Annotated in this window: 30 protein-coding genes and 2 pseudogenes; 21 read left to right on the top strand and 11 right to left on the bottom strand. The window is 66.1% G+C overall.

The genetic code is table 11. The features are described 5' to 3' along the window. On the top strand, positions 1-425 hold a 425-nt coding region (locus A5764_RS25265; protein ID WP_156664869.1), incomplete at its 5' end, for a transposase. A gap of 46 nt (positions 426-471) precedes the next feature. On the opposite strand, the gene A5764_RS25260 is transcribed toward A5764_RS25265, so the two are convergent. After that, positions 472-1,209: an SHOCT domain-containing protein gene (locus A5764_RS25260; protein WP_067118920.1), complete on the bottom strand. Its 738-nt coding sequence runs from the start codon at positions 1,207-1,209 to the stop codon at positions 472-474. Between the two features lie 131 nt (positions 1,210-1,340). On the opposite strand from A5764_RS25260, the gene A5764_RS25255 reads away from it, so the two are divergent. The 3 genes from A5764_RS25255 to A5764_RS25245 all read left to right on the top strand — a co-directional run bounded on the left by A5764_RS25255 (position 1,341) and on the right by A5764_RS25245 (position 4,131). Further along, positions 1,341-2,297, top strand: coding sequence for an SDR family oxidoreductase (locus tag A5764_RS25255; protein WP_067118916.1), 957 nt, complete (start codon positions 1,341-1,343; stop codon positions 2,295-2,297). Between the two features lie 13 nt (positions 2,298-2,310). After that, a complete protein-coding gene (locus A5764_RS25250) occupies positions 2,311-3,420 on the top strand; it encodes an SAM-dependent methyltransferase (protein WP_067118913.1) in 1,110 nt (369 codons plus the stop codon). A 72-nt stretch (positions 3,421-3,492) separates the two neighbouring features. Further along, on the top strand, positions 3,493-4,131 hold the full coding sequence (locus A5764_RS25245; RefSeq protein WP_231989817.1) for a hypothetical protein: 639 nt from the start codon (positions 3,493-3,495) through the stop codon (positions 4,129-4,131). Between the two features lie 6 nt (positions 4,132-4,137). Here A5764_RS25245 and A5764_RS25240 read toward each other — a convergent pair whose 3' ends face one another. Beyond that, positions 4,138-5,877, bottom strand: a complete 1,740-nt coding sequence (locus A5764_RS25240; RefSeq protein WP_067118910.1) for an Hsp70 family protein — start codon at positions 5,875-5,877, stop codon at positions 4,138-4,140. A gap of 177 nt (positions 5,878-6,054) precedes the next feature. Continuing rightward, positions 6,055-7,140, bottom strand: a complete 1,086-nt coding sequence (locus tag A5764_RS25235) for a dihydrodipicolinate reductase (RefSeq protein WP_067119005.1) — start codon at positions 7,138-7,140, stop codon at positions 6,055-6,057. A gap of 94 nt (positions 7,141-7,234) precedes the next feature. On the opposite strand from A5764_RS25235, the gene A5764_RS25230 reads away from it, so the two are divergent. The 4 genes from A5764_RS25230 to A5764_RS25215 are packed head-to-tail and all read left to right on the top strand — an operon-like array spanning position 7,235 to position 9,941. Further along, on the top strand, positions 7,235-7,582 hold the full coding sequence (locus tag A5764_RS25230; protein ID WP_197501724.1) for an MmpS family transport accessory protein: 348 nt from the start codon (positions 7,235-7,237) through the stop codon (positions 7,580-7,582). A gap of 11 nt (positions 7,583-7,593) precedes the next feature. Then, on the top strand, positions 7,594-8,889 hold the full coding sequence (locus tag A5764_RS25225) for a cytochrome P450 (protein ID WP_067118904.1): 1,296 nt from the start codon (positions 7,594-7,596) through the stop codon (positions 8,887-8,889). Positions 8,890-8,917: 28 nt separating this feature from the next. Continuing rightward, a complete protein-coding gene (locus A5764_RS25220; protein ID WP_067118901.1) occupies positions 8,918-9,457 on the top strand; it encodes an ester cyclase in 540 nt (179 codons plus the stop codon). A gap of 34 nt (positions 9,458-9,491) precedes the next feature. Next, the gene (locus tag A5764_RS25215) at positions 9,492-9,941 is read left to right on the top strand and encodes a hypothetical protein (RefSeq protein WP_067118898.1); all 450 of its coding nucleotides are present in this window, start codon (positions 9,492-9,494) and stop codon (positions 9,939-9,941) included. Here the strand turns inward: A5764_RS25215 and A5764_RS25210 are convergent. Beyond that, positions 9,938-10,633: a haloacid dehalogenase type II gene (locus tag A5764_RS25210; RefSeq protein WP_156664868.1), complete on the bottom strand. Its 696-nt coding sequence runs from the start codon at positions 10,631-10,633 to the stop codon at positions 9,938-9,940. The two genes, A5764_RS25215 and A5764_RS25210, sit on opposite strands and share 4 nt — an antisense overlap. Positions 10,634-10,706: 73 nt before the next feature. On the opposite strand from A5764_RS25210, the gene A5764_RS25205 reads away from it, so the two are divergent. The 3 genes from A5764_RS25205 (at position 10,707) to A5764_RS25195 (ending at position 12,104) form a co-directional block, all read left to right on the top strand. Continuing rightward, positions 10,707-11,075 carry a YidH family protein gene (locus A5764_RS25205; protein ID WP_067118892.1) on the top strand — a complete coding sequence of 123 codons (369 nt, stop codon included), beginning with the start codon at positions 10,707-10,709 and terminating at the stop codon, positions 11,073-11,075. After that, positions 11,072-11,395, top strand: coding sequence for a DUF202 domain-containing protein (locus A5764_RS25200; RefSeq protein ID WP_067118889.1), 324 nt, complete (start codon positions 11,072-11,074; stop codon positions 11,393-11,395). Before A5764_RS25205 ends, A5764_RS25200 begins: the two co-directional genes overlap by 4 nt. Positions 11,396-11,618: 223 nt before the next feature. Beyond that, positions 11,619-12,104 carry a DUF5994 family protein gene (locus A5764_RS25195; protein ID WP_067119002.1) on the top strand — a complete coding sequence of 162 codons (486 nt, stop codon included), beginning with the start codon at positions 11,619-11,621 and terminating at the stop codon, positions 12,102-12,104. Here the strand turns inward: A5764_RS25195 and A5764_RS25190 are convergent. Next, the gene (locus A5764_RS25190; protein WP_067118885.1) at positions 12,082-12,822 is read right to left on the bottom strand and encodes an Rv3717 family N-acetylmuramoyl-L-alanine amidase; all 741 of its coding nucleotides are present in this window, start codon (positions 12,820-12,822) and stop codon (positions 12,082-12,084) included. The two genes, A5764_RS25195 and A5764_RS25190, sit on opposite strands and share 23 nt — an antisense overlap. Next, positions 12,815-14,104 (bottom strand): condensation domain-containing protein, encoded by a 1,290-nt coding sequence (locus A5764_RS25185; protein WP_067118882.1) that lies wholly within the window; start codon positions 14,102-14,104, stop codon positions 12,815-12,817. Before A5764_RS25185 ends, A5764_RS25190 begins: the two co-directional genes overlap by 8 nt. A gap of 148 nt (positions 14,105-14,252) precedes the next feature. Between A5764_RS25185 and A5764_RS25180 the strand changes: the two genes are divergently transcribed. Together A5764_RS25180 and A5764_RS30180 are read left to right on the top strand one after the other, a co-directional pair. Continuing rightward, complete coding sequence (locus tag A5764_RS25180) at positions 14,253-14,687, top strand: DUF6636 domain-containing protein (protein WP_156664867.1); 435 nt, start codon at positions 14,253-14,255, stop codon at positions 14,685-14,687. Positions 14,688-14,756: 69 nt separating this feature from the next. Next, positions 14,757-15,128, top strand: a complete 372-nt coding sequence (locus A5764_RS30180) for a ClpX C4-type zinc finger protein (RefSeq protein ID WP_067118879.1) — start codon at positions 14,757-14,759, stop codon at positions 15,126-15,128. A 2-nt stretch (positions 15,129-15,130) separates the two neighbouring features. Here A5764_RS30180 and A5764_RS25170 read toward each other — a convergent pair whose 3' ends face one another. Both A5764_RS25170 and A5764_RS25165 read right to left on the bottom strand, forming a co-directional pair. After that, the gene (locus tag A5764_RS25170) at positions 15,131-15,787 is read right to left on the bottom strand and encodes an enoyl-CoA hydratase-related protein (RefSeq protein ID WP_067118876.1); all 657 of its coding nucleotides are present in this window, start codon (positions 15,785-15,787) and stop codon (positions 15,131-15,133) included. Beyond that, positions 15,787-16,416, bottom strand: coding sequence for a TetR/AcrR family transcriptional regulator (locus A5764_RS25165; RefSeq protein WP_067118873.1), 630 nt, complete (start codon positions 16,414-16,416; stop codon positions 15,787-15,789). The genes A5764_RS25170 and A5764_RS25165 overlap by 1 nt, the downstream gene beginning before the upstream one ends. Before the next feature lie 244 nt (positions 16,417-16,660). Between A5764_RS25165 and A5764_RS25160 the strand changes: the two genes are divergently transcribed. Together A5764_RS25160 and A5764_RS25155 are read left to right on the top strand one after the other, a co-directional pair. Then, positions 16,661-17,680 (top strand): hypothetical protein, encoded by a 1,020-nt coding sequence (locus A5764_RS25160; protein ID WP_156664866.1) that lies wholly within the window; start codon positions 16,661-16,663, stop codon positions 17,678-17,680. Between the two features lie 26 nt (positions 17,681-17,706). Further along, a complete protein-coding gene (locus A5764_RS25155; protein WP_067118869.1) occupies positions 17,707-18,045 on the top strand; it encodes a hypothetical protein in 339 nt (112 codons plus the stop codon). 80 nt (positions 18,046-18,125) lie between these two features. Here A5764_RS25155 and A5764_RS25150 read toward each other — a convergent pair whose 3' ends face one another. Further along, complete coding sequence (locus A5764_RS25150; RefSeq protein ID WP_197501722.1) at positions 18,126-18,902, bottom strand: DUF3060 domain-containing protein; 777 nt, start codon at positions 18,900-18,902, stop codon at positions 18,126-18,128. A 182-nt stretch (positions 18,903-19,084) separates the two neighbouring features. Here A5764_RS25150 and A5764_RS25145 point away from each other — a divergent pair, with 182 nt between their 5' ends. Together A5764_RS25145 and A5764_RS25140 are read left to right on the top strand one after the other, a co-directional pair. Beyond that, positions 19,085-19,954: a triacylglycerol lipase gene (locus tag A5764_RS25145; protein WP_156664865.1), complete on the top strand. Its 870-nt coding sequence runs from the start codon at positions 19,085-19,087 to the stop codon at positions 19,952-19,954. 159 nt (positions 19,955-20,113) lie between these two features. Next, positions 20,114-20,962, top strand: coding sequence for an SDR family NAD(P)-dependent oxidoreductase (locus tag A5764_RS25140; protein WP_067118862.1), 849 nt, complete (start codon positions 20,114-20,116; stop codon positions 20,960-20,962). On the opposite strand, the gene A5764_RS25135 is transcribed toward A5764_RS25140, so the two are convergent. Next, positions 20,959-21,918, bottom strand: coding sequence for an SMP-30/gluconolactonase/LRE family protein (locus A5764_RS25135; RefSeq protein WP_082951900.1), 960 nt, complete (start codon positions 21,916-21,918; stop codon positions 20,959-20,961). The genes A5764_RS25140 and A5764_RS25135 overlap by 4 nt on opposite strands. A 108-nt stretch (positions 21,919-22,026) precedes the next feature. On the opposite strand from A5764_RS25135, the pseudogene A5764_RS25130 reads away from it, so the two are divergent. Further along, positions 22,027-22,158, top strand: a pseudogene (locus A5764_RS25130) (hypothetical protein); the annotation flags it as partial. A gap of 480 nt (positions 22,159-22,638) precedes the next feature. After that, positions 22,639-23,809, top strand: a pseudogene (locus A5764_RS25125) (IS110 family transposase). 21 nt (positions 23,810-23,830) lie between these two features. Here the strand turns inward: A5764_RS25125 and A5764_RS25120 are convergent. Then, the gene (locus A5764_RS25120) at positions 23,831-24,628 is read right to left on the bottom strand and encodes a hypothetical protein (RefSeq protein WP_067118853.1); all 798 of its coding nucleotides are present in this window, start codon (positions 24,626-24,628) and stop codon (positions 23,831-23,833) included. A gap of 318 nt (positions 24,629-24,946) precedes the next feature. Here A5764_RS25120 and A5764_RS25115 point away from each other — a divergent pair, with 318 nt between their 5' ends. Then, entirely contained in the window at positions 24,947-25,675 is a 729-nt protein-coding gene (locus A5764_RS25115; protein ID WP_067118994.1) for a hypothetical protein, read from the top strand. A 30-nt stretch (positions 25,676-25,705) separates the two neighbouring features. Further along, the gene (locus A5764_RS28600) at positions 25,706-25,954 is read left to right on the top strand and encodes a hypothetical protein (RefSeq protein ID WP_156664863.1); all 249 of its coding nucleotides are present in this window, start codon (positions 25,706-25,708) and stop codon (positions 25,952-25,954) included. Positions 25,955-26,422 lie beyond the last annotated feature (468 nt).

The raw sequence follows: 26,422 nt of genomic DNA, 5'->3' as shown, positions 1-26,422 counted from the left end.
CTGACCGCATCGCAGAACGCACCGTGGCGGCCGCACCTTCCCTGCTGGCGCTGCCCGGCTGCGGTGAACTGACCGCAGCCAAACTCGTTGCCGAAACCGCCGGCGTGACAAGGTTCAAAAGCGAACCCGCATTCGCCCGCCACGCCGGGGTTGCACCCATTCCCGTGTGGTCGGGCAACACCGCCGGACGAGTCCGCATGACACGCTCGGGCAACCGCCAGCTCAACGCCGCCCTGCACCGCATCGCCATCACCCAGATCCGCCTCACCGGCAGCGCAGGCCACACCTACTACCGCAAACGCCTCGACACCGGGAACTCCTCCACCGAAGCATTGCGCTGCCTCAAACGCCGCCTGGCCCGCATCGTCTTCGCCAGATTGCAAGCCGACCACCATCCCAAACAAACAATGCAACCGGCTGCTTAAACCCGCCCCTTGACATAGGAGCAACGCACGCTCGCGGCAAGCAAACCTAGTGGCCCTCGAGGATCCGGCGCTTCTCGGTCTCGAACTCCTCCTGCGTCAACGCGCCGGAATCCCGCAGAGACGCCAGGGTTTTGAGCCGCTCGATGCGCACTCCCTCGTCGCTGGGTTCATAAGGGGCCGCCGCGGCCGGCATCGCCGGCGGCACGACCGGCGCGTGATAGTAGGGGGTGGCCGCTACCACCGCCCGGCGGCGGGTGCGCGACAACCACCACCCCGACGCGATCGACCCGACCAGCCCCACCACGAACGTGGCGACGAAGACCCACACCAAAAAGCCGTAGGAACTCTTGTGGCCGAAGGCCAGTCGTGGGCCGATGTACCCGTTGACTTGGCCGTCGGTGGTGATGTTGTAGGTGCCGGCCGCGGGAATCTGGGCCACCCACACCCGCACGTGCGCGTCGTTGTTGACCGTCGTTGTGCTGCCGATGCTTTCGGTCACCACCGGTTGCCCCACGCCGTCGGGTGGCACGATGGTGACTCCGAGCGGCGGCACCGGCAGGCCGCCGTTGGGGCTGCCGATGACGGTCGTGTGCAGGCTGATGGTGGCCTCACCGGCGGGCAGGTACAGGCTGCCCGACCCCGGGACCGGCACCTCCCCGTAGGCGTCGTACTTGTCCAGAAAGAACGCGTTGAGCACCAGGGCGACGATGAAGCCGCCCACCGACACGACCATCACCAGGATGGCGGTGGCCAGCGACACCTTGGCGAGCCGTCTGCTGGTCATCCAGGCAGTGTGTCACCGCGCGCCCGGGCGATGCCAGCGAGGGGCCGAGGCGGCCAGAATGCCGCCGGGGTTCGCTGACGGCGACACGAAGAGCACACTAGGACCGGGTTCACACGATAGGAGTGATACGCATGGCCAACGATCTCGTCGCCACGGTGCCCGACCTGTCGGGGAAGCTGGTCGTCATCACCGGGGCCAACAGCGGTCTGGGCTTCGGTCTGGCCCGGCGGCTCTCGGCCGCCGGCGCCGACGTTGTGATGGCGATCCGCAATCGCGGCAAAGGGGAAAAGGCGGTCGAGGAAATCCGCTCCACGGTTCCCGACGCCAAGCTGACCATCAAGTCCCTCGACCTGTCCTCGCTCGCCTCGGTCGCCGCGCTGGGCGAACAGCTCAACGCCGAGGGGCGCCCGATCGACATCCTGATCAACAACGCCGGGGTTATGACGCCGCCGGAGCGCGACACGACCGCCGACGGCTTCGAATTGCAGTTCGGCAGCAACCATCTCGGGCATTTCGCGCTCACCGGACACGTGCTGCCGCTGCTGCGCGCGGCCAACGGCGCCCGCGTCGTCTCGCTGAGCAGCCTGGCCGCCCGCATGAGCGCCAAGATCCACTTCGACGACCCGAATTTCGAGAAGTCCTACGCGGCCATGTCGGCCTACGGCCAATCCAAGCTGGCCGTGTTGATGTTCGCCCTCGAGCTCGACCGGCGCAGCCGCGCGGCCGGCTGGGACATCGTGTCCAACGCCGCGCACCCCGGCCTGACCAAGACCAACCTGCAGATCGCCGGGCCATCGCACGGCCGCGAGAAGCCTGCGCTGATGGAGCGGTTGTACAAGAGCTCCTGGCGCTTCACGCCGTTCCTGTGGCAGGAGATCGACGAAGGGATCCTGCCGGCGCTGTACGCGGCGGCAGCCCCGCACGCCCAGGGCGGCGCGTTCTACGGACCCCGCGGGTTCTACGAGTTGGCCGGCGGCGGGGTGCGGGAAGCCAAGGTGCCCGCCGAGGCGCGCAAAGAGGACGACTGCCGGCGCCTGTGGGAGCTGTCTGAGCAGCTCACCGGGGTCAGCTACCCGACGCCGAACTGACTATCGTTGGGGCATGCGGCCCGAACCCCGGATGCCCGAATCCAGCATCGTGGTCCGGCCGGAGCCGATGCACAGCGCGACGTACACCGCGTCGTCGCGGCTGCAGGCCGCCGGCCTGGCGCAGGCCATCGCGGTCTTCGAGCGGGCCGCCGAGCAGGTGCCGCTGCCCACCCCGCCGCAGCCGATCGTCGTCGCCGACTACGGCGCGGCCAACGGGCACAATTCGCTGCGTCCGCTGTCGGCGGCCATCGCGGTGCTGCGCCGGCGCACCCGCCACGACCACGCCATCCTGGTGGCGCACACCGATGTGCCGGAAAACGATTTCTCGGCGCTGTTCCGAACGCTGGCCGACGACCCGGACAGCTACTTTCACACGGATACAACGAGTTTCACCTCGGCGATCGGCCGGTCGTTCTACGACCAGATCGTTCCGTCGAAGACGGTCAACCTCGGCTGGACGTCGTGGGCGACGCAGTGGCTGAGGCGGATCCCGTGCGAGGTCCCCGATCACGTGCACGTCGCCTACAGCGATGACGACGCGGCCCGCGCCTCCTACGCCCACCGGGCCGCCTTGGACTGGAACGACTTCGTGGCCTTCCGCGGGCGCGAGTTGGCCCCCGAGGGGCGGCTGGTGGTGTTGACGCAGGCCGTAGACGAGAACGGCAACGCCGGCTTCGAGCCGTTGCTCGACGCCATCCTGGCCGCGCTGACCGACCAGGAACGCGACGGCCTGCTGCGCCGGGAAGAGTTGCGCCGCATGCTGATTCCCACCTTTGCCCGCAGCGAAAAGGACTTCCGGTCCCCGTTCGCGCCCAGCGGGCGGTTCGAAGGCCTGACCATCGACCACCTCGAGGTCTTCAACGCCGAGGACCGATTCTGGTCCCGGTACCAAACCGACCACGACGCCGAGGCTTTCGGCGCGCAATGGGCCGCGTTCGCGCGAGCGGCGCTCTTCCCCGCCCTGGCGCGCGGGCTGGACGGCGGGACCAACGACCCGCGAGCCGTCGAATTCCTGCAGCAGTTGGAGGCCGCGGTCGCCGAACGTTTGTCGGGCGCGCCCGAACCGGTGCGGATCCCGCTCGCCTCGCTGGTGCTGGTCAAACACCAACGATCGCACTCGTGAGAGTTTCGACACATCACAACAGCGGGTAACCCCCGGTGATGGTCGGAACTGCGACTCCAAGGGGGTAGGTGCATGAGCGTGCAGGACGACAAGGCGGCTGGTCAGGACGACCATCGGCAGGCGAAGGACCCGGACCAGGACGACGACCGACAGGCCAAAGACCAGGACCAGGACGACGACCGGCAGGCCAAAGACCAGGACCAGGACGACGACCGGCAGGCCAAAGACCAGGACGAGGACGAGGACAAGCGCCCCCTGACCGAGAAGCCGGAGCCGGACGAGGACGACAAGAAGAAGGCCGCCGAAATGATGACGGCCTACGAAGACCGACCCACCTTGGTGCTGCCCGGGTCCGGCGGCATGGTTTCTGGCACCGCGGTCAACGACTGGCTCGACGACGAGGGCAACCCCCGACACGTGGACCCCGACGAGGCCGACTCCGAAAACAACGGTGACGAGAAGGCCCAATCCGAAGACAAGAGCGACGAAAAAGCCCAAGCCGAAAACAAGAGCGACGAGAAGGCCCAAGCCCAAGACAAGGGCGGCGAGAAGGCCCAAGGCGAGGGCCGAGACGAAGCCCAAGACGAGGGCCGAGACGAAGAAGCCCGCAAGGAACAAATCGAGAAGGACAAGGCCCTCAACGAGGAGTTGAAAAAGGCGTCGGCCGAAGAGAACAAGGGCGAGAAGGAAAAGTCCAAGTCCGGAGGCTAATTCGGTTCACTGGCGCTGTGCTATCGCGCATATGACCGGCACGCAGCCCACGCCGGGGATCGGCACGCTGATTCCCGGAATCGCCGGGATGGGCGGAATCGCCGGGATGCGCGGAATCGGCGGAGGCGCGGGAACGGCCGGGGCGGGCAGCGGCGCTGGTGCCGCCGGGGCTGCCGGCGCTGCCGGTGGCGGGGCGTCATTCACCGGGCCCTGCGGGGCGGCCGGAGGGACGGCCGTCGTCGGGGTATCGGTGGTGGCCGGCGGATTGGTGTCGCTAGGCGACGGAGGGGGCGGTTGCGTCGGGGAGGCGGACGGCGCCGGGGAAGCCGGGGTGCTCGTCGCCGGCGGCGTGCTTGCCGGCTTGTCGACGCCGCCCAACGCGATCGCCAGCGCGGTTCCCACCAGCGTGAGCGCCACCAGGGTGCTGATGATCACCACTCCCGGCAGCCGGTACCAGGGGATGACGGGCTTCTTGGGCTCCGGAAGCGGGCGTTCGGGTTCGTCGAACTTCAGCGCCGGGCGGGCCGACGTGTAGCCGGAACCGTCGGCGGCGGGCATGACACGCGAGTCCCCGGCCTCCGCCCAGGCCAATGCGGGCATCATGCTCGGCGCCGGCGCTTGGGCCGTCGCGGTGGACCCCGGCCAAGGCTGCGCCGCCTGCACCAGCGGCCCGGCCGCCGTCGCCAGTACCGGCACCGGGGCGGCCGGCGCCAATGTCGTCGCGCTGTTGTCCTCGGGGCGCGCCGCCCGCAAGGCGCCGCCGATGGCGGCGGTCAATTGCGGACGCGGCGACGTGACCACCGGGACCCGAAGATGTCCCGACAGCATGGTGGTGACCGCCGGGATGTTCGCCCCGCCACCCACCGAAACCACGGCGACGAGATCGCGAATCCCGTTGCGCAGCAACGTCTCATCCAACACCCGCACGAAGTTGTTCAGCGACTCGCGGATCGCGTCGTCGAGTTCATTGCGGGTGAGCCGGATGTCGTCGCCGAGGGTGGTCACCGTGTTCGACGAGAGCTGCTCCTTGGCGGTTCGGCATGCGGCCCGCAGCCGGCTCAGCGCGCCGATCGCCGAGGTGTCGAACGAACCGGCGCGCGGCGCGTTGGCCATGACGGCGGTCAACAGCGCCTGGTCGATCATGTCGCCGGAGAAGTCGTGATGCCGCACGGTCGGCGCGACGGGTTCGTAGTCTCCGGCGGCGTCCATCAGCGTGATGCTGGTGCCGCTGCCGCCGAAGTCGCACACGGCGACGGTGCCGCGGGCGGGGATGCCCGGGTTGGTTCGCGCGGCGAACAGCGCCGCCGCGGCATCGGGGACCAGCAGCGGCGGCCGGGCGCTGCTCGACCATTCGGCCACCCGGCCCAGCGCGGCGCCCACGGCGTCCGCCGACTTGGCCTGCCAGTGCGCGGGGAAGGTGACGGCGACGCTTTCCGGCAGCGGCCGCCCGCCGGTGGCGGCGTAGGCCAGGGCGCGCAACGCATCGGCGACCAGCGCCTCGCTGCGGTGCACCGAGCCGTCGGCCGCCACGATGCCGACCGGATCGCCGACCCGATCGACGAAGTCGGTGATCACCACGCCTGGCTCGTCGAGCCTGGGATTTTCCGAGGGCACGCCGACCTCGGGCGGGCGTTGCCGATACAGCGTCAGGACCGGCTTGCGGGTGATCGACAGGTTTGCGGTCACGGCCGCCAGGTTGGTGGCTCCAATCGACAAGCCCAGCGCGGGCCTAACTTCGTCGGCCATTCGTCATCCCCATATTCATCAGCGGCACATTCGGTGGCGACCCGCCGCGCCGCCTCCGCTGCGCTTGCGATCACCACGTCCCGTCCGACCGTAATTCTGCAGCCAATACCTATAGCCTTTCAAAGCATCGGCTATGCGTGAGCTGTGCGACGACGTGGCCGCGGCTATGCGACCGGGTCAGCGGATGTTGCCGGCCCCGGCGATCAGCGGCAGGTCCAGCGGCGTCACCCAGCCCGGCCGCAGGTCGTTGACCGCCGGCACGGCGTTGAGCGCCCGCATCCCGGTGGCCAGGCACCCGGCCGTCGCGGCGTCGCGGCCCGAGCCGTCGGTGAACCGGAACGCCGTTTCCTGGAAGATGCTCGGCGTGCCCTCGATCTCGACCCGGTAGACGTCGTTGTCGTGGCCCGACGGCCAGTCGGGTGCGGCGTCGAGCCCGATGCGGTTGACGTGTTCGAGCTGGATGCGGGTCTCGCCCTGGTAGATCCCGTTGATGGTGAAGCGGACGGCGGCGACGTGTCCGGGCTTGATGACGCCCTTGGCGGTGGTGCGCTCCGTCGGGGTCACCCACTTGTCCCAGGTGGTGGTGATCTCGTCGAGCATGATGCCGGCGGCGTGGGCGATCATCGGGACGGTGGCGCCCCACGCGAAGATCAACATGTTGGAGTCTTCCAGCAGCGCGCCGTATTCGGGCTCGCGCCCGATGCCCATCTCGACCTCGTAGTCGCCCTCGTAGTTGGTGTAGTCGAGCAGCTCGGACGCCCGCACCCGGCGCACCTCCGAGCACAGGCCCATCAGCGTCATCGGAAACAGGTCGTTGGCGAACCCGGGGTCGATGCCGGTGGTGAAGCACGACGACTCCCCCAGCTCGCAGGCCTCGGTGATCGGCGCGATCCAGGTCGGCGGGTTCAGGTGCATGGTCGGCCACACCCACGGCGTCATCGCCGTCGAGCACACGTCGATGCCGGCCCGCAGGAACCGGGTGATCAGCGCGATGTTGTCCTTGGCGTGCATCGCCGTCGGGCCGTAGTGCACCAACGCGTCGGGTTTGAGCGCGATCAAGGCGTCGACGTCGTCGGTGGCGGTGATGCCGACCGGTTCGGGCAGCCCGCAGATATCGCCGACGTCGCGGCCGACCTTGTTGGGGCTGCTGACGCCGACGCCGACCAATTCGAACAGGGGATGCTTGACGATCTCGGCGATCACCATCTTGCCGACGAAGCCGGTGCCCCAGACCACCACACGCTTTGAGCCGTGTTCCGACATGCTCACCTTCCCAATCGTCAGCCCCCGGTTCACCATAAGCGCGGGCTGGGGCGGCATCTAGACCTGGCGTCTTGCGTGGTACACGATGAGAAACATGACCAGTCATCTGCGCGGACCCGCAATCCTGTTCGCGATCGGCATCGGCTTCGCGAACGCATCCGGCGTGGCGAACGCCCTGCCCCAGTTCCCACAGGTCCGCTACGAGGTGAGCGGCCCCGCCGTCGCCGAATACATCTCGTATCAAGGTGACAACGGTCAGCAGCGCGCGGTGAATGCGCCGCTGCCGTGGTCGACGGAGTTCACCTCGTTCGGCGGGCAGGCGTTCGTCCTCAGCGCGCAGGGTGCCGGACCGATCACCTGCAAGATCCTGCTCGACGGCAACGTCGTCAGCAATGCGACCGCGACGACGGGTACGCCCGCCCGAACCATGTGTTCGCACTGAGAGCGGACCGAATGCCACTGCAGACCGGGATCGCGCCCCGAGTCAACGGCGCGCCGCCGCCCGAGATTCCGCTTGCCGACATCCATCTCGAGTCGCTCGACTTCTGGGCGCTTGACGACGACGTCCGCGACGGGACATTCGCAACCCTGCGCCGCGAGGCACCGATCTCGTTCTGGCCCGCCATCAGGATGGAAGGGTTCGAGCCCGGCAACGGGTATTGGGCGCTGACCAAGCTCGACGACGTTCACTTCGCCAGCCGCCACCCCGACATCTTCAGCTCCAGCCCCAACATCACCATCAACGACAATGCGCCGGAGATAGCCGAATACTTCGGCTCGATGATCGTGCTCGACGATCCGCGGCACCAGCGGCTGCGCTCCATCGTCAGCCGTGCGTTCACCCCCAAGGTGGTGGCGCGCATCGAGGCGTCGGTGCGCGAGCGGGCGCATCGGCTGGTCGCGGGGTTGATCGCCAATCATCCCGACGGCTCCGCGGACCTGGTCAGCGAGCTCGCCGGGCCGCTGCCGCTGCAGATCATCTGCGACATGATGGGCATCCCCGAGGAGGACCATCAGCGGATTTTCCACTGGACCAACGTGATCCTTGGTTTCGGCGACCCCGACCTGACGACGGATTTCGAAGAGTTCCTTCAGATTTCGATGGACATCGGCGCCTACGCCACCGCGCTGGCCGAGGACCGCCGCGTCAACCACCACGACGACCTGACGACGGCGCTGGTGGAGGCCGAGGTCGACGGCGACCGGCTGTCGTCGTCGGAGATCGCGTCGTTTTTCATCCTGTTGGTGGTGGCCGGCAACGAGACGACGCGCAACGCGATCAGCCATGGGGTGCTGGCGCTGTCGCGCTACCCCGCCGAGCGGGAGAAGTGGTGGGCCGACTACGACGGGCTCGCTCCGAACGCGGTCGAGGAGATCGTGCGGTGGGCCTCGCCGGTGACCTACATGCGCCGCACGCTGACCCGCGACGTCGAGCTGAGCGGCGTTCGGATGACGGCCGGGGACAAGGTCGCGCTGTGGTACAACTCGGCCAACCGCGACGAGTCAAAGTTCGCCAATCCGTGGGCTTTTGACCTGGCCCGCAACCCGAATCCGCATCTGGGCTTCGGCGGCGGGGGCGCGCATTTCTGCCTGGGCGCCAATCTGGCTCGCCGCGAGATTCGGGTGGTGTTCGACGAATTGCGCCGCGAGATACCGGACATCGTCGCCGTGGAGGAACCCTCGCGGCTGCTATCGCAGTTCATCCACGGGATCAAGAGGTTGCCGGTCGCCTGGACTCCCCCGCGTTAGTCTGCTCGCCGGACCATACGCTGACTCCGTGACCATTCCCGCGTTTCCCGCCCCCGAGGTGCTCGCCGCCCGCGAAAAGCTTGTGCTCGATCACTTCCACGACGAGGTCCGCCAGGCCTGGGACGACGTGTTGGCGACCTTCCCACATCCGCGCTACGAGCTGATCCCGCAGATGGTCGTCCACGACGGCGACGAGGCGGTGCGCGGCTATTACGTCTACACCCGGACCGCGTTTCCCGATCAGGACCACGAGATCATCGCGCTGCGGCACAGCGCCGACGCGGTGATCGTCGAGTTCTGGCTGATGGGCACCCACCGCGGCTACCTGGGCAAGGTTCCGCCCACCGGCAGCCGCTTCCGGGTCCGCATGACCGCCTACTTCGTGTTCGACGAGTCGGAAGCCCTTGTCTGCGAACGCATCTACTTCGACACACTGACCATGATCAAACAACTGCTGGGCGGGCTCGACATGAAGAGGCCCGCGAACTGGTGGCTGGCCGCGCGCTGCGTGCGCGGCTTCCTGTCGATGTCGTCGGAAAAGCCTGACCCGGCACTGACTTCCGCGTAAACTGCAGCGCTAACCGCTCCGAGAGGAGGCCGCGATGCGGGTCCGAAGCCTTCTGTGTGGCCTGGCGGCCACCGCAATGCTTGGCGCCTCCACCGCCACCGCGACCGCCGCCCCCGCCCCGTCGGGCCCGCAGACCGTCAAGTGGATCGACCTGCAGGTCGGCCAGTGCGTGGCCGACCTCCCACCCGCCGACCTGAGCCGGGTGACGGTCACCGTCGTCGATTGCGCCGCAGCGCATTTGGCCGAGGTCTACCTTCGCGCCCCGGTGGCCGTCAACGCCGCCATCGCGAACGTCGCCAACCAAAGCTGCAGCGCCGGGCTCGGCCCGTACACCGGCCAACCCGCTGGCGCCGGCCCGTTTTCGATCACGTATCTCATCGACTCGAACCAGGACCGCACCGGGGCCACGCCCACGCCGAGCACCGTCATCTGCCTGCTGCAGGGCGCCAACGGTCAGCCGCTGACCGGCTCGGCGCACCGCTAGCGGCCCAGCTGCGAGGCCAGGTCCAGGAAGTCCGCCGCGTTGATGTCGAACTCGTCGGAGTAGGCCACGTCCGCGTCGCCGTCGACACCGAATTCCAGCGGCCGCGCCACGAAGGCGGTCGCAAAACCCAGCCGGCCCGCCGCGCGGATGTCGTACTTGTGGCTGGCCACCATCATGATGTCGGCGGGTCCCAGGCCGAGGTATCGAGCGGCCAGGCGATAGATCGCCGGCTCGGGCTTGAACACCCCGGCCATCTCGGCGGCGAAGATCGCGTCCCAGGGCAGGCCCGCGCGCTTGGAGATGTTGACCACCGCTGACACGTCGGCGTTCGACAGCGTGGCCAGCGTGTATGCGCTCTTCAGCCGGGTCAGGCCGGGCACCACGTCAGGCCACGGACGAAGCCGCTGCCAGGCCAGCGCGAGCTCCTCACGTTCGGCGTCCGAGAATCCGGTGATGCCGCAGTCCTCCAAAACGGTATCCAGCGCGCGGCGATACACCGAGTGCACCGACACCCAACCATCCCCCTGCGCGGTCTCCAACGCAGTGAAATAGCTTGTCCGCCAACGCCGCACCAGCGACGCCCAGTCCGCGTCGGGATGCCGGCCGGCGCTGATCCGCCGCGCCTCGTCGCACACCGTCGAATGGAAATCCGTCGCCGTGCCCTGCACATCGAACAACAACGCCTTGACCACAGCCCCATCATGCCGGGCCGCGCGGCTGGTTAAGATCAGCGGCGTCGAAACGCTTGACCCTGCGAGGTAGTTGGTGGCCGAAAACGGCGAGACCGGGCCCGAAGAGCGCGAGCCCGACTACCGCTTCACCCTGGCCAACGAGCGGACCTTCCTGGCCTGGCAGCGCACCGCGCTGGGGCTGCTCGCCGCGGCGGTCGCGCTGGTGCAGCTGGTCCCGGAGCTGACCGTCCCGGGTGCGCGCCGCGTGCTGGGCGCGGGTCTGGCGGTGCTGGCCATCCTCACCAGCGCGATGGGCCTGCTGCGATGGCGGCAGGCCGACCACGCCATGCGGCGCGGCGAGCCGCTGCCCCGCCACCCCACGCCGGCCTACCTCGCGGTGGGTCTCAGCGTGGTGGGGCTGGTCGCCCTCGGCTTGGTGATCGCCAAGGCGGTCCTGGGGTGAGCGAGCCAGCCGATCGGCGGGCGCACGACCCGGCGGACCGGACGGCGCTGGCCTGGACGCGAACCTCCTTCGCGTTCCTGGCCAACGGCGCGCTGCTGACGATCAGGAACCTGCATGGCCCCCTCCGGGTGACGGAGGTGGTCCCCGCCTTTCTGGCCGCCGCCGTGGCATTGGGTACCTACCTGATCGCTGTGCAGCGCCAGCGCACCCTGCAGCAGGACCCCGTTCCGGCGCGGATCACGCCCCGGCGCCAGGTGTACCTCCTCGGGATCGCCGTGCTGGTGCTCATCGTCGCGACCATGATCGGCCAATTGTTCTAGGGCGCGTGTCGCTGCGGATTACCACCCATCCGACGAGCGACGGGCTTATCAGCGTAAAGTTAAAGCTGAGCTTTTTCGTTGTCAGCGGTGGTCCGTCGCAATCCGAGCGGATGACACCCACGGGCAATGTGATTCCTCCGTCGTCCCGCGCTTGCGGGGCGGTCGACCTCGACCGTGAAGGAACACCCGTGACCCGCGCAGCCCGCCAACCGCAATGCCGCCGATGACCTACCCACGAGCGGGCAGACGCCGGGTCGATCCCATCCGGCTCTCCGTTGCTCCAGAGCTGGGCCACGACATCGACGGTGCCTGGTGGCCGCGCGCCGACCGCATCACCAACGAACTGCCCGCCGTGATCGCCGTGCTTACGCCTTTGGTCGGCGACGTCACGTCGATCAACGTCAACTGGCCGCCGCTACAACGACCGCCCGAGTACAACTGGCCGGGCTGGGAGGGCAAGCGCCAGCACGTGATGACCGTCAGCGGTCAGGATGCTCACGTCAACCTGTTGATCATTCCGTACGCGACCTACACCGCGCTCGCCCTGATGGTGCTGCGTCGCGCCGCCAACCTGCCCATCGACACCGCCGACCAGGCCAAGCCCGCGTTCCTGACCGCCGGGATGATTCTCTACGCCGCCCAACAGCAATGTGCGCCAGCCTGCCCCGTGAAGGCCAAGGCGGAACTCAGCGGGCAGTCAAGTATGTGACGATGCCCTGAGTGACGGCATTGGCGTATTTCGCCCGGCCGTCCGGGCTTTCCATCCGCGCGGCCTCGTCGGCGTTTTTCATGTTGCCCAGCTCGACCAGGATCGCCGGGTACTGCGCCAGGTTCAGGCCCGCGAGGTCGTCGCGGCCATACAGACCGTCCGAACCGATATAGTTGGCGGGCTGAAAGCCCGCTTGCACCAACGCATCCCGCATCGTGCGTGCCAGCTGGACGGCGGGGCCGGCCTGGACGTCGTTGACCGGCGGGCTGGAGTAGTTCACGTGAAATCCCAAGCCGGACGGCGGCCCGCCGTCGGCGTGGATGCTGACGATCGCGTCGGGACGCATCGCGTTGGCCAGCGCCGCACGCTGATCCACGCACGGCCCGACGGAGCTGTCGTTGTCCCGCGACAGCTGGGTGCGCACGCCCATCTGGCTCAGCGAGCCGTTGATCAGCCCGACGACCGCCCAGGTGAACGCGTGCTCGGGATAGCCGTCGTTGGTCGCGGCGCCCGAGGCTTGGCAGGCCTTGGTGCCCCCGCGGCCGTTGGGCACCTGCTGGTTGATCGAGGCGTCGTTGACGGCGTTGTGCCCGGGGTCGAGGAAGACGGCCGCTCCGGAAAGGCCAGCGCCCGCGCGCGGGGCGGCCAGCAACGCACCGGCGCCGAGTATCACCGGTGCGACACCGGCGTACTTCAAGACGGTGCGCCGATCAGTCACCGCGCGATGGTAGCAACTCCTGCCTCTCGTCGACCGCGGCGACCAGCGCGGCGCCGACGCCCTTCAGGAACGTGCTCGGCACGCTGTAGCCATAGGTCACCATCCGCAGCTTGCCCTCGTAGGTGGTGATGCCGATGAAATACTCGCCGTCGGTTTGACTTTGGGCCAACGGCCCCCATATCGCCGTGGGCCGCAACGGGCCGGCGTCGTCGATGTTCTGCACGCCGAGGTTGCTGACGATCATCTCAAAAGGGGCCACGCGGCTGAAAAGATCCACGGCGTCGTCGGCGTCGGCATCGACCGGCATGGCTTGCTGGATGGCAAGGGACGCGGTGAGGATGCCGCGTGCCGACCGGGCGACTTCGAGGTGTGCGGTGATGGCGCGCGACTGCTCCCAGAACGGTGCCCCGTCCCACGGCGCCAACCCTGTCCAGGTCGACTGGATGTACATCCCGCAGTCGCGCCCGACCCCGATCAGTGCCCGGATATTGATCGGATTGAGCACGCGCACAAAGTCTTCGCCGCGATCGGCGGCACGCACCCGGCACGCCGCAGTCACAATCGCCGCGTGCACCGTCGTGCGTTCGGCGCGGCACCGCGCCACCAACCTCGCGGTGTCCACCTCCGACAGCTCCATGGCGTGCACGTTGGTCAGGTTGGCGTCGAAGGGGCGGATCGTGCTGGGCTTGCCCATCCGTGGATCATCGGACAGCTCGGCGGGGTCGAACGGGTCAAGTCTGCCCAGCGTGCCGGCGATGATCTGCTCCTGAGATCGCGGTGTCGGGAGACTTGGGAGCTTCGCGCCGTTGAGCGCGGCGACCAGGTCGTCGAGCACCAGCATGGACGAAATTCCGTCAGCGATCGCGTGGTCGAAGGTCAGCACCACCGCACTGGACGCGGGCCCCTGCACCAAGGACGCGCGCATCAGCGGCGCCCGGGACCGGTCGAATGGCCGGGCCAGCTCCTCGGCGGCGGTGGCTTCCCAGCAACATTCCGGGCTTCGGTAGACGGTCAAGGTGATGGGTGCGACCGTCGCAGCGCGACAAAAAACCAGACGCGTGCCCGGGCGGTCCTCAATGTGTGCTGACAACAAGGGATGTCGTCGCTGAACGGCGGCCAGGGCCCGTCTCAGCCGCGCCGCGGTCAGCACTTCGCCGAACTCGGCCGCCTGCAGGAAATGATCGGGATGGCGTTCGGCGTAGCGGTAGAAAAGCCTTTCCAGGGCGCCAATTGGGCGGATCAGGGTTGTTGCTGACTCGTGCTGGGGGTTGTCTTCGGGCACCGGATCTCCAAACGCCAACGGGATACTGCGACATCATGCAAACGGATTCCAGTCCGGTTTGGTTCAGCACGACGTGCGAAAACCCATGGCGCCCGGCAAAACTCACCTTTCCACCACCGCAATGACGGATTCCTTCTACGCTCAGCAAATGATCACGGGCAGCCCGAAGGCCATTAGGCTCGCGCTTGTCGTATCGGCGGTCGCAGCGGCAATCGCGCTGCCGGCCACCGCGCGCGCCGACAGCCAGAACTTTCAGTCGCCGTCGGGGAACATATACTGCGTCCTGGACAGTGGGGGCGTCGCCTGCGACGTCCACGACTACACCTACCAACCGCCACCAACCCCCGAGTGCGGCAAGCACATCGCCTGGGGCAACCGCTTCAGCCTGACGCCGGGCCAGCCGGCCGCCATGGAGTGCCACGGGGACACGTTGCGGGTTCCCGGCGAGCAGACGCTGGACTACGGCCAGACCATCTCCGCCGGCACGATCACCTGCGACAGCGAGCCCTCGGGCATAAGGTGCATCGACCGCGGGTCCGGGCACTTCTTCCGGGTGTCGCGGGACTCCTACGACCTGGGCTGAAGCCTTGTCAGGACGGCCCTGACGCCTTACCGTTGTCAGGGTAAGCCTGACAACTTCTTCGGAGTCGCGATGAGCCCTGCTACCAATCTGACCGCGCAGATTTGGTGTTCGTTCTGCGGCAAGTCGAACACGGACGTCGACAAGCTGGTGGCCGGTCCGGGTGTGCAGATCTGCAACGAGTGCATCGACCTGTCCCAGTCCATCATCGACGAGTATCGGGACCAGCCCGACGAGCTGCGGCTGCCGATCTGGGAGTCGTGGAGCGATCAGCAGATGCTCGACCACGTCCCGCGCATGGCGGTGGTGGCCCAACAGGTCGAGACCGACCTGCGGTCGTGGGTGCGTGAGCTGCGTCGCCGGGGGGTGACGTGGTCGAGAATCGGTGTGGCCCTTGGTATCACGCGGCAGTCCGCGTGGGAGCGGTTCAACGGCGAGGTGTAAGTTCAGGAGTTGGTCAACGCCTCGGCCGCGGTGCGGAACATGGTCTGCTTGATCGCGCCGAGCGTGCCGGGGTCCTTGCCGGCCAGCGGGCGCAGCAGGTCGGTGGCCGCCTTCGTCACGTCCCCTTCGGCCGCGGTGGCGTCGACGATGCCATGCTCGGCGGCCTCTCCCCCGCCGAACCGCCGCCCGGTGGTCATCGAGGCCACCGCTGCCTGTGGGGTGAGCTTGGCCTGGATCAGCGCGGCCATGCCGTCGGTGAACGGGATGCGGATGTCGACCTCGGGAAAGCAGAAGTAGCCCCGGTCGTCGCGCATCACCCGCACGTCGTGGGCCATCGCCAGCATGGCGCCGGCGCCGAAGGCATGCCCGGTGACCGCGGCCGCCGTCGGCGCCGGAAAGGTCAGGACGCGGGCTAGCAGGGCCTGCACCCGGGCGACGTAGGACTGGGTCTGGTCGGGGTGGGCGGTGAGCCAGTCCAAGTCGAGCCCGTTCGTGTAGAACTTGTGGCGCGCGGTGGTGACCAGGCCGTGGGCGCCGGCCTTCTCGACGTCGTCGAGTTGGTCGTTGATCGCGTCGAGAAACTCTGGGGAGAAGCGGTTTTCGTCCTCGCCGAGGTCGACGACGGCGATCTTGTCGTCCCAGGTCAGTGTCGGTGTCATTAGTTGTTTCCTTCCTTGTTTTTGCGTCTTGGCGGAGGCGGCCCGACGGCCAGCACGGCGCGGACCGCGGCGCGCAGGCGTTCCCGCGCGTCGTTGTCGTGGATTCGGTTGCGTTGCAGGAGCATTGCGGTGGGCAGGTCGACGATGCAGGCGGTGATGACGTCGACGGCCGCGGCGTCCTTGCGCTCCCATAGGGACCGGGCGAGGCGGATCATGGTTTGCACCAGGAGGCGGTCCAGGTCGCGCAGCTGGGTGGCGATGTCGGTCGGCGTCTCGGGGCCCAGGAGTTCCTCGCGGCGCACGGTCAGGATCAGCTGTGAGGAGTGCGGGTTCGCGTCGGCGAACACCGCTGGTGCCTCGGCGGCGGCCACCACCGCGGCTGTGGCGTCGCCGACGGGGGCGGCGTCGATCAATTCGCTTTGCGCGCCAAGGAATCGGTGCCCGGCGCGCAGCCAAGCGCGGCCCACCAGGCCCGCGCGAGATCCGAACGTGTGATAGACCGCGCCGTTGGACACGCCGATCGCCTCGCTGACCGCGCGGATCGTGACCGAGGCCGGCCCGGACTGCACCGCCAGCCGTTCGACGGCGTCCAGGATCTGGTCCTGGTCGTAGACACGGGGGCGCGGCACTCAGGCAGTATAACAGAGCGATCGCTCTGTTATACGCTCCGGGAGATCAGCGCAGCCGACCGCCGGCGACGGCGGCGATCAACGTGTCGTCACCTCGCGTACGCTCCAAAAAAACATCTGAACTTCTCGTCAATTTCGGCATTGGCGCATCGGCCGCTGTTAGCCTCGCGGCAGCGAAGAACTGCGGACGGCTTCCAAAGTTGTCCCTCGTCGACACTGCTCGTGAGAAAGGGCTTCGACGGTCATGCCAATCGATCCCTCATGGCTGGCACGAATCCCAGAGCCGAACCCTGACGCGATTGTTGATCCGGGGCTCAGGGAGCTCGTTTACACCGGTTTACGACAGCTTGAGGGATTACAACTCGACGAGCTATCGCGGGGGTTCGTCTGGAGCATGCTGGCAGGGCAAGAAAGCGCCCAGCTGGCCGCTATCAACGCCCGATACCCCTTTGTCGCGCGCATCTCGTTGGGCTTCGTCGAACCCAATATCGACCGCGCCGACCCGGGTCTGGCGGTCATTGTGCATATTTGTCCACCGGTATCGCCATTCGGACCGGACGACTGGCAGGGGTCGCTCGGTTATCTTCCGGCCGGCGAGATCTTCATCGAAAATGGTCCGGCAAGGACGGCGTTCCCCGTCGTACCCCGTGTCAGCCTGCAAGACCCGCAGGTAGCGCTCTCTTCTCCGTCAAAGGCAATGCTGACGGCGTGGATGAAGATTCGTCGAAGCACCGCACCCAAAGAGGGATGGCTGCTTCCGTTCCATGCCGTGCGCCAGACGTACGGGGCCGCACCGGGACTCAGCGTCTCCTACGACGACAATTCGACGGGCACAGTCATCGACAGCCTGGGCAACTGTATCGATGCTGTGGTCGCATCGAGCTCTCACCCGCCGCCGCATGCGCAGCCGTGCAATGCCGACAATGTTCTGCCGCTGGGGCTTACCGTCACGGTCACCGATCAAAACGGGGCGGCATGGAGTCCGACGCTGATGGACGTCGACGTCAACATCGGGTTGATCGGCTACCAAAAGGCGCCCATCAGGCTGACATACGACTGGTCGACGAGTGCTCCTGGAGATTCGGGGGCGCTCATATCGCACGGTACAACGGGTGCTCCCGTCGCGATGCATCAAGGAACGTCGTGGATTCGGGATTTGAGTGGAGTTCAGCAGTGGGATAGCCAGGGCAACCCAATATGTCGCGCGTTCGGGATCTGCCTGTTTCAGGTGGCACATCAACTCGATGGGGAGTTTTATCTGTGAGCGGTAGCAGTGCTAAACGTATCGGAATGATTCCCGCGCTGGTGCTGGAAGAGACGGAGTCGGGCGACGAGTCCGCTCCACTTCCTGCGGGCGACGTGGAAGAGCAGTCGCTGTTTTCGCGAACGCCCAAGGCGGTCGCCAAGCCCGTAGAGATCGACGCCGAAGTGTTGCGGAAGAACATCGAGGACATCACGTCGCAGCTGGAACACGTGCTCGAAGGTCAGGCCAAACGAGACAGCGGATTTGGTCTGGATTCGTTCACCGTGGGCCTCGCGATCGAGGGAAAGGGAAAGGTCTTCCTCGTCGCCGAAGTCGGGGTGAAAGCCTCTATCGAGCTCACGTTCAAGCGCCGCGAATCGAGCTGAGGCCGCCAGCGGCGTGGCAATGGCATCCTCGCCGCGTGTGGGCCGACCCCTGCCGATGCCTAGCGACCACTCCCGAGCGCTCAGCCCTGCTGAATGTTGTTGGAATAGCCCGAATCGGTGACCTTCGGCTTGCCCGAATGGTAGGTCACGTCGTTTTCGTAGCCGGAGACGACGACGTTGTCCACGCTGTCGACGGTGACCTTGTTCTGGTAGCTGGAGATCGCCACGGTGGCGCAGTGGCCGGTGACGTTGAACGTGATCCCGTAGCTGGACAGCATCAGGTTGCCGTTGTTGCACGCGTGGTCGGTGACGGTGTTGCCGTAGCCGGTGGATTCGACGGTGTCGGCGCTGTCGACGGTGACGTTGTTGTTGTAGCCGCCCACGATGAGGCTGGCGCAGTGGCCGGTGACCGAATACTTGGTGCCGGTGCCGTATAGCGTGAGCGCGCCGTCGTTGCAGGCGATCGTCTTGGTGTCCCCGCTGCCGCCCACCCGAAGCTCGCCACCTTGCGGCACCGCCATAGGACCGCTGCTGGTCGTCGTCCTGGGGGTGTTGAATCTCGGTGTCGAACCGCCCGAGGTTGATCTGGCGAAAAATGCCACCAGGCTAACGATCGTCGGCAGGACGAACACCACGAGGATGAGGGCGAGGGTCCAGGGGAAGGTCTTGCGTCGCGGCGGCGGGGCGCCAAAGCCGTAGGGCGAACCGCCCTGGTACGTCGCACCGCCCGTATACGTGGGACCACTCGTATACGGCGCGCTCTCTGTATACGGCCGCGGGCTTTGAGGGTTGCGCGTGACGTCAGCGAGCTCTTGTTCCAGCTCGCGGATCCGCTTTTCGGGATCGTCGTCCTTCATTTGCGAATGGTCCCACATCCGCAGTTAGCCGGACAGCCCTCAATTTGCCACCGAGGCGGCGCTCATACGTGGGCAGACGCGGAATCGCACCGGGCAGGAGTCCTCGTGCGATTCTTCGTCAGCTCGCGGGGACGGCGTCGACGGTGTCATTGAATTTGGTCACGATCCAGGTTGTGAGTGGGATGCTGGTCGTGACGCGGCGGCAAGCGCGTGCAGTAAGGAGATTCTCAATGCCCTCTGTTTCTGATCGAGTGGCCAGCCCCGAAGCCGGTGACGTGCCTGATGCAGTCGGCGCGACTGCGCCAGGCAACTGGCAGCGGGCGCGAGAACTGCGGGCCATTCCCGAATACCTCGTGGCGCAGCTTTCCCGTGACGTGATTGCCCGCTGGCCCCACGGCGACGGACACCCCGTGCTGGTGGTTCCTGGGTTTCTGGCCGGTGCGCAATCAACTCAGTTCCTGCGCAGCGTGCTGCGCCAGCTGGGATATCACGCTCACGACTGGCGCCTCGGCGTCAACCTCGGGTACCGGCCCAGCATGAAAGAGCAGCTGCCGGCGCGTCTTCGCCAGCTACGGTCGCGCCACGGAAGACGGGTCAGCATCATCGGCTGGAGCGCGGGCGGCATCTATGCCCGCGAGTTGGCGCGCGCATTCCCCGATGATGTGCGGTCGGTGATCACTTTGGGTTCCCCGTTCCGCGGCGACCATCGGGCCACCCATGCCTGGCGCGTGTGGCAACTGCTCAACCGCGGTGCGAGCGCCACCGCGGTCGTCTCGGAAGCCGCCCGCATCAGGCGGGAACAGCCGTTGACGGTGCCGACCACCTGCATCTACAGCAAGTCCGACGGGATCGTGGCCTGGCAGTGCTGCACCAGCCTGCCGGCGCCGCGCACCGAAAACATCGAAGTCCATAGCAGCCATTTCGGATACGGACACAACCTCGAAACCCTCTACGTGATCGCCGACCGCCTCGCGCAACCTGAGGGCCGCTGGCAGCCGATGCAGGCATCCGCGGACGAGGGAGCCGGCATAAGCGGGCTGACCGGCGAGTGAGCGGAACTAAAACGACGACGCGGCTGAGTCGGGCCGTAGGGGGATCGGGCGTACTGAGCCGTCGTTGACAGCGGTCGAGACCGTCTCGATACTCCACCAGTACGACCGGCGGCCATCACTGCGCAAGGCTGACCAGTTGGGGCGCAAGGGAGGTCGGCCGTGATCGATTTGGGACTATCCGGCAAGCGCGCGGTGGTGTCGGGTGCGGGCTACATTTCGGAGCGCGCGGGCCATGGCTGGTTCACGTCGTTGGCCCTTGCCGAGGCGGGCGCCTCGGTGGCCTGTATCGATATCGACGAGCAGCGCGCGCACCGCATTGCCGGCGAGATCGTCGGCCGCGGTGGTCATGCCATCCCGATCGTCGCCGACATGACCGACCCTGTGCAGGTAGGTCGGGCGATCGACGAGGCCGTCGCGGCTCTGGGCGGCGTTGATGTCTGCGTCGACATCATCGGGGGTGCGACCTGGTCGAAGGTTGAGGACTTCACTTACCAGTTGTGGGACGCGGCAATCCATTACAACCTCACCCAGGTCTTCTACCTTTTTCAAACCGTGGCACAGCGCATGATCGCCCAGCGCAGCGGTGGATCGTTGGTCGCAGTCGCCTCGGTCGACGGCATCGCGGCGGCGACCTACCACGCCGCCTACGGCGCCGCCAAGGCCGGCGTCATCTCGCTCGTCAAGACCTTCGCAGACGAACTGGGGCGCTATGGCATTCGCGCCAACGCGGTCGCGCCGGGCAACGTGGGCGCCGGCAACGAGGACCAGCCGCCAAACGAGTACGCCGTCAGTGGAATTAATCCGCTGGCGGCGCCCCGCGCGCATGACGTCGCCAACGCCGCGTTGTTCCTGTCCTCCGAGCTGGCCGCCCGCATCACCGGTCAGACACTCGTCGTCGACGGCGGTGCGACCATTCGGCAGCTGTGGGGGCTGCCCGAATCGATGATCCCGCCCAACCCGGACGACGCGCTGCCGAACTTCATGAGACCCGGACCGTCGGGCGGCTAGCGCTGGTGCACCATCGGCAGGCCCGGCACCGAGCTTCTGCCCTTGAGCACATACGGGGTTGTGATCGAGCCGATGTAGATGTCGCGCATGTCCGGCCCGCCCCAGGCGATACTGGTCGGACCGCTCAACAACGCGCCATCGGGGTCTTCGATGACCACCGTCGCCCGGCCGTCCGGGCTGATTGCCACGATCTTGTTCGCCAAAACGAGTGTGACCCATAGGTTTCCCTCGGCATCGAACGCGCATCCGTCGGCCATCCCCCACCGGCGACTCACCTGCGGGTCGACCAGCAACCGGCCGTGGTCGGGGCCGAACTCGTCGGGGCGCCGGCCGCCCAGCGGCGGGCCGAATCGCTCTGGCGGCCCGAGTGTTTCGCCCCGGATCGGAAATCGCACCACGTCAGCGGCTACCGTGCGGACCACATACAGGTAGTCCTCGTTGCGATCCAGCGCCATGCAATTCGGAAAGCTCACCGCATCGGCGACCACTCGCGCCGATTGCCGATCCGGTGTGACCCGAAAGATGAACCCATCGGCGGCGCCGCGCGCGATGGTGTCGACAAGATCATCTGCCATCGTGCTCACCGAACACCACAGCGCCCCAACGGCATCCACCAGGATGAAGTTCAACCACCGCAGCGGGCGTCGATCGAGTTGGCCACCGAGCACCGCCGTGATCGCACCGGTCGCCGGGTCGAGATCCTGCAGCACACCCAAGCCAAAATTCGCGATCAGAAAGTGACCGTCGCGGTCGATTGCGATTCCGTTCGGCTCACCGCCGGCCTTACCGATACGCCGAACGGTGTTCTCATCAATGAGTTCTGCGACGGCTGAGGCCTTATCGGAGGCGAACACCCGACCATCACCGGCCACCACAACGTGTTCCGGGCGCTCCACGCCACGCCCGACGACGTGCAAGCCGGCCACCTCGATAGCGGTCTCGCCCGTACCGCTCATCGATACCGCCTTGTGGACTTATCGCGGCCCAACGCCAGGCTAGCGGAGGTGGCGCATCATGGAAGGGTGCGGTTCCTACCGGACCCGGCGCGTCAGGCCGAGGTGGAACCGCTCGCCGGCTTCTTCGCCGCCGAGGAGATTGGCCCGATCGCTGGCTGCAGCGCGTTGCACGGATTCACCGAGTCGATGGCGCTGTTCATCAAGACGCAGGATGAGCCGCGACCTGCGCGCGGCTCATAACTGGCTCTGGTCTGTGCGCCTGAGCGTCTCAAAAGAGACGACTTACGAGGCTCCACTCGGTCCGTCGCAGCGCCGCCAAGCTCGGCTGGTCCGCACCACGTCCGCGGCGGGAGATGTGGTCGAAAATAGTCCGAGAAAACTCGTCACGCGAGGACCGACGATCATCACAACCTAATGGGAACCGATCAGCGAGCCTTCGTCTCGTAAGTGTCGGTTTAGGTGAGGCTGGTCGTCGAGCCGCCGGCCGGTGAGCACTGTCTCACCCTGGAGTCTGGTTGATTCCTACGCTTAGATCGTGCCCCGGCCGGTTGGTGAGGTCATCTGTAGCGCTGATGGGGTGTCGTGCTTCGAGCACTGATCCATTAGGTTGCCGCCGGGTGTCCTTGGGCTCGGACATGTTTCACCGACGTCGAGCAGGGAGGCGAGTTGACGATATTCGTTGGAGATGATTGGGCTGAGGACCATCACGACGTTCACCTGATGGACGTCGATGGGGCCAAGCTGGCATCGCGCCGGCTCCCGGAAGGACTCGCGGGCATCCGCGGGTTCCACCAGCTGGTGGCCGCCCACGCCGAGGAACCCGCCCAGGTGGTGATCGGCATCGAAACTGACCGCGGCTTGTGGGTCAAGGCCCTGACCGCAGCTGGCTTTCAAGTGTTCGCAGTTAACCCGCTCGCGGTCGCCCGCTACCGCGACCGTCACCAGGTCTCGGGCGCCAAGTCTGATGCCGGTGACGCCAAACTATTGGCTCACCTGGTACGCACCGACCGCCACAGCCACCGGCCGATCGCCGGGGACAGTGCGGCTGTCGAGGCGGTCAAGGTCCTGGCGCGCGGACATCAGAATCTGATCTGGACCCGAACCCGCCACACGAATGCCCTGCGCAGTACGTTGCGCGAGTACTACCCCGCGGCATTGGAGGCCTTCGAGGACCTGGCCGGCCGCGATGCCCTGGTCATCCTGGGCCGCGCCGCCACTCCGGTCGAGGCCGCGCGACTGAGCCTGTCCAAGATCCGGTCAGCGCTCAAAGCCGCTGGGCGCCAACGCAACCTGGATACTCGAGCGCTGCAGATTCAGGAAATGCTGCGCAGCGAGCAGCTCGCCGCCCCGGCCGCGGTCACCACGGCGTTCGGGGCAACCACCCGCGCCACGGTTGGGATCATCGCCGAGCTGAACCGCCAGATCGGCGAGCTCGAAGCAGAACTCGCGACACATTTTGAGGCACACCCGGACGCCGACATCTACCGCTCCCTGCCAGGACTTGGTGTCATCCTCGGCGCCCGGGTGCTCGGTGAGTTCGGGGACGACCCGAACAGATACACCGATACCAAGTCTCGCAAAAACTACGCCGGAACCTCACCCCTGACCGTCGCATCAGGCAAGAAACGCGCCGTGCTGGCCCGCCACGTCCGGAACCGCCGCCTCTATCACGCCATCGACCAATGGGCCTTCTGTGCCCTCAACCGCAGCCCCGGTGCGCGCCTTCTACGACCAACACCGCGCTCGCGGCGACACCCACCACCAAGCCCTACGCGCGCTGGGTAACCGCCTCGTAGGCATCCTGCACGGCTGCCTGCGCCACCACACCGCCTACGACGAACACAAAGCCTGGGCACACCGCCAAACCAACCCCGACGCTCAAGCGGCTTGACAACTTACGGTCCTGGGATGTCTAAGCGGTATCAGAGTGATGTGGTGGGTTCGCCGCGAGCTCCGTATCACCGGGCAACCGATCGCGGTAGTCAGGGAAACGTTCCTGCTCGGAGTCAAGAAAGTCGAGCAGATCGATCAGCGCGATCTGGATCGCCCTGAGTCGGTCAGGCTTGTCCGGCGGGGGCGGCGTCTTGAGCCCGGCTTCGAACCGCGAGAACCACCTCGAGAACTGGTCATCGTCGAGCCGACACCGGAAGGTGGCGTAGCCGATGGTAGTGCGAGGAGCGATGTCGCCTTCTCCGGCAACGCTATCGTCAATCATGATCTCGCCGATCGCACGCTGCTCGACTCTAAAGATATATCGCTGATCCCGATAATCACTTGATGTTGCACTGAATAAGCTTTGGATTTTGCGGAGCCGGACGAGTAGCTGCTTAGCTTCGCCAACGTCTGCGATGTCGGAATACAACATATTGCGCCGCAGGATCTCGACCCACCCGAAAAACTGACCAACAAGGAACAGGGTGCTCGGCAGGTAGTAGCTATCATTCGACCAGGTGAACGTATTCCTCTTGCTCAGAGTGTTATAGAGGCGGCTCTGCAGATCGAACGCTGATTCCAATAGAGGATCGCGGAATTTGGCGACCAGTCTTGCGGCCTGAGCCGCCTTCGAGTCTGCTTCCTGTTTCTCGGCCAAATGGCTATTAAGCTCGGTAAGGCGTCGCTGCTGAACAGCGTTCCAACCCAACGAGAACACGACGCCGAAAAGCGACGTAGCTGCGACAACGATCGAGGCCTCGGCAGGTGTAATGACCATAAGTCAGATTCCGATGGGCGCGTCACGGACGGAGAGCTTACGACACTAACACCGCGAGGCTCACCCCAGCGCGACGATCGAATGTGCGACCCGTCGATGTCGACACGGAGCATCAGCCACAGGCGACGCCTGCTCTATGCAACGAAGATCGCACCGCTGTCCTGAGCCAGTGGCCTGTGTCGCGTTACGGCTCCAACCGCCGTGCTCCGTGCGGTCGTCTTGATTTACTCGATGCATTTTTGGCATTGACCTTGAGTGAACCCTGCTGGACGGCACTGATCCCAATGACTTGTCAGTGGGCCGCGTTATCTTGTGACGATGCGCTGGTATGCCCGACCCGAAGGAGACAATCACCAGCTAAGAGTCGAGCCTCGGCTGGAGTCGTGGAATAAAGCCGATGATCCCGATCAGGTCCGACTGCGCGCCTACCTCGATGACACCGAAGATCTCCTCGCCGCCTCGCGGGTCGACGGCCCATGGACTCTGCGACTCGACGTCGGGCTCCCACCTGAACGCGATCTGCTCAACGCAGCCGACCTCGACAACTATGCCTACCCACTCGCCTGTCGCCTGAAGAATTCCGGCCTGGTATCGGTGTGGTGCACGAAGCAGCACAACGAGCAGTCATTCGTACGGATCGAAATCGCCCGCGAGAGGCCTCAGTCATCGGACGTGCTGACCACAAAGACGACCGCGTCGACTCAGACTCGGGCCTTCAAGGAGCAGGTCCACGCCGCTGTGGCCCATGCAGCGCAGTTGCCAGCAGGACCCGTCAAGCTCGAACTCGCCTTCGTCGTCGGCTCCCGCAGGAACTGGCTGGACCTTTGGAAACCGACAATCGATTCGCTCGACCCACTCCTGGGGCGTACCTACCCGGACCGCGACTGGCATCCCCTCGACGGCAGGATCACTGAGCTGGGCATGCACGTGACAGTTGACCCTGCTCTCGGCCACAACATCGAAATCGGCATAGCAGCCACAAACGCACGACAGGGGGACGCCACGACGCCGGGGGTGAGATCGTCACCAGGCCGGGCTTTGACGTAAGGAAACCAAGGGGCACAGAAGAAATGGACCGTGTCGGATACCTGCCGGTTTGCCGCCGCAGTCATCGACAACGATGGACGCAATCTCACTGTAGAGCAGTTGGACGCCTTGGCTGATGAGGTGAATTGTTCTCGTGGCGCAGCTGAAATCATGGTCTGGCGCATGCAGACCGTGCTCGGTTACCCGGTGAAGGGTGCGAATACTTCGGCGCTAGATAAGGCCGTGGGACAGCTGTTCTTGGAACATGATCCTCGACTGCGACGGCAGGCAAGCGTATAGCTGGCGGCGAAGTATGATCATGAGCCGATCAAAGAACGAACAACGTTGAGCGCAGAGCATCTCGTGCCGACGACACCGGCTGAAGGCAGGGGCACACCGCGAAGGACATCCCGAATACGTCGGGGTGAGCAGGACGACGATGTACCGGTATCTCGAGGAAGGCTAGGTCGTGCTGCGTGGCTAGTTCTCCTTGATGCTGTCTCCCTGCGCCGCAGTGCCTCCGCACGAGGGCTTCCATGCGGACGATTAAGTTCTAGTGGCCTTAGTGTGTGTGAGCATGCTTTTCCGAATTCGCTGAGCACCTGCTCATCGGTGAATGATCTCACCGTGGCGGTATTCAAGACGGTGTGTTCCGACGTCGTCTTCGATTCGCGATCTAGGGTCCCGACCGTTCACCACCCTTGACTCTCGACAAGGGTAGAGGCACGGCGGCGTGTGGCCAGTGATTCAAAGGGGACCTCGTCCGGC

Origin of the sequence: Mycobacterium sp. 852002-51057_SCH5723018 (genome assembly GCF_001667035.1) — a bacterium.
Taxonomy (GTDB): domain Bacteria; phylum Actinomycetota; class Actinomycetes; order Mycobacteriales; family Mycobacteriaceae; genus Mycobacterium.
This window is presented reverse-complemented; position numbering and strand designations above follow the sequence as displayed.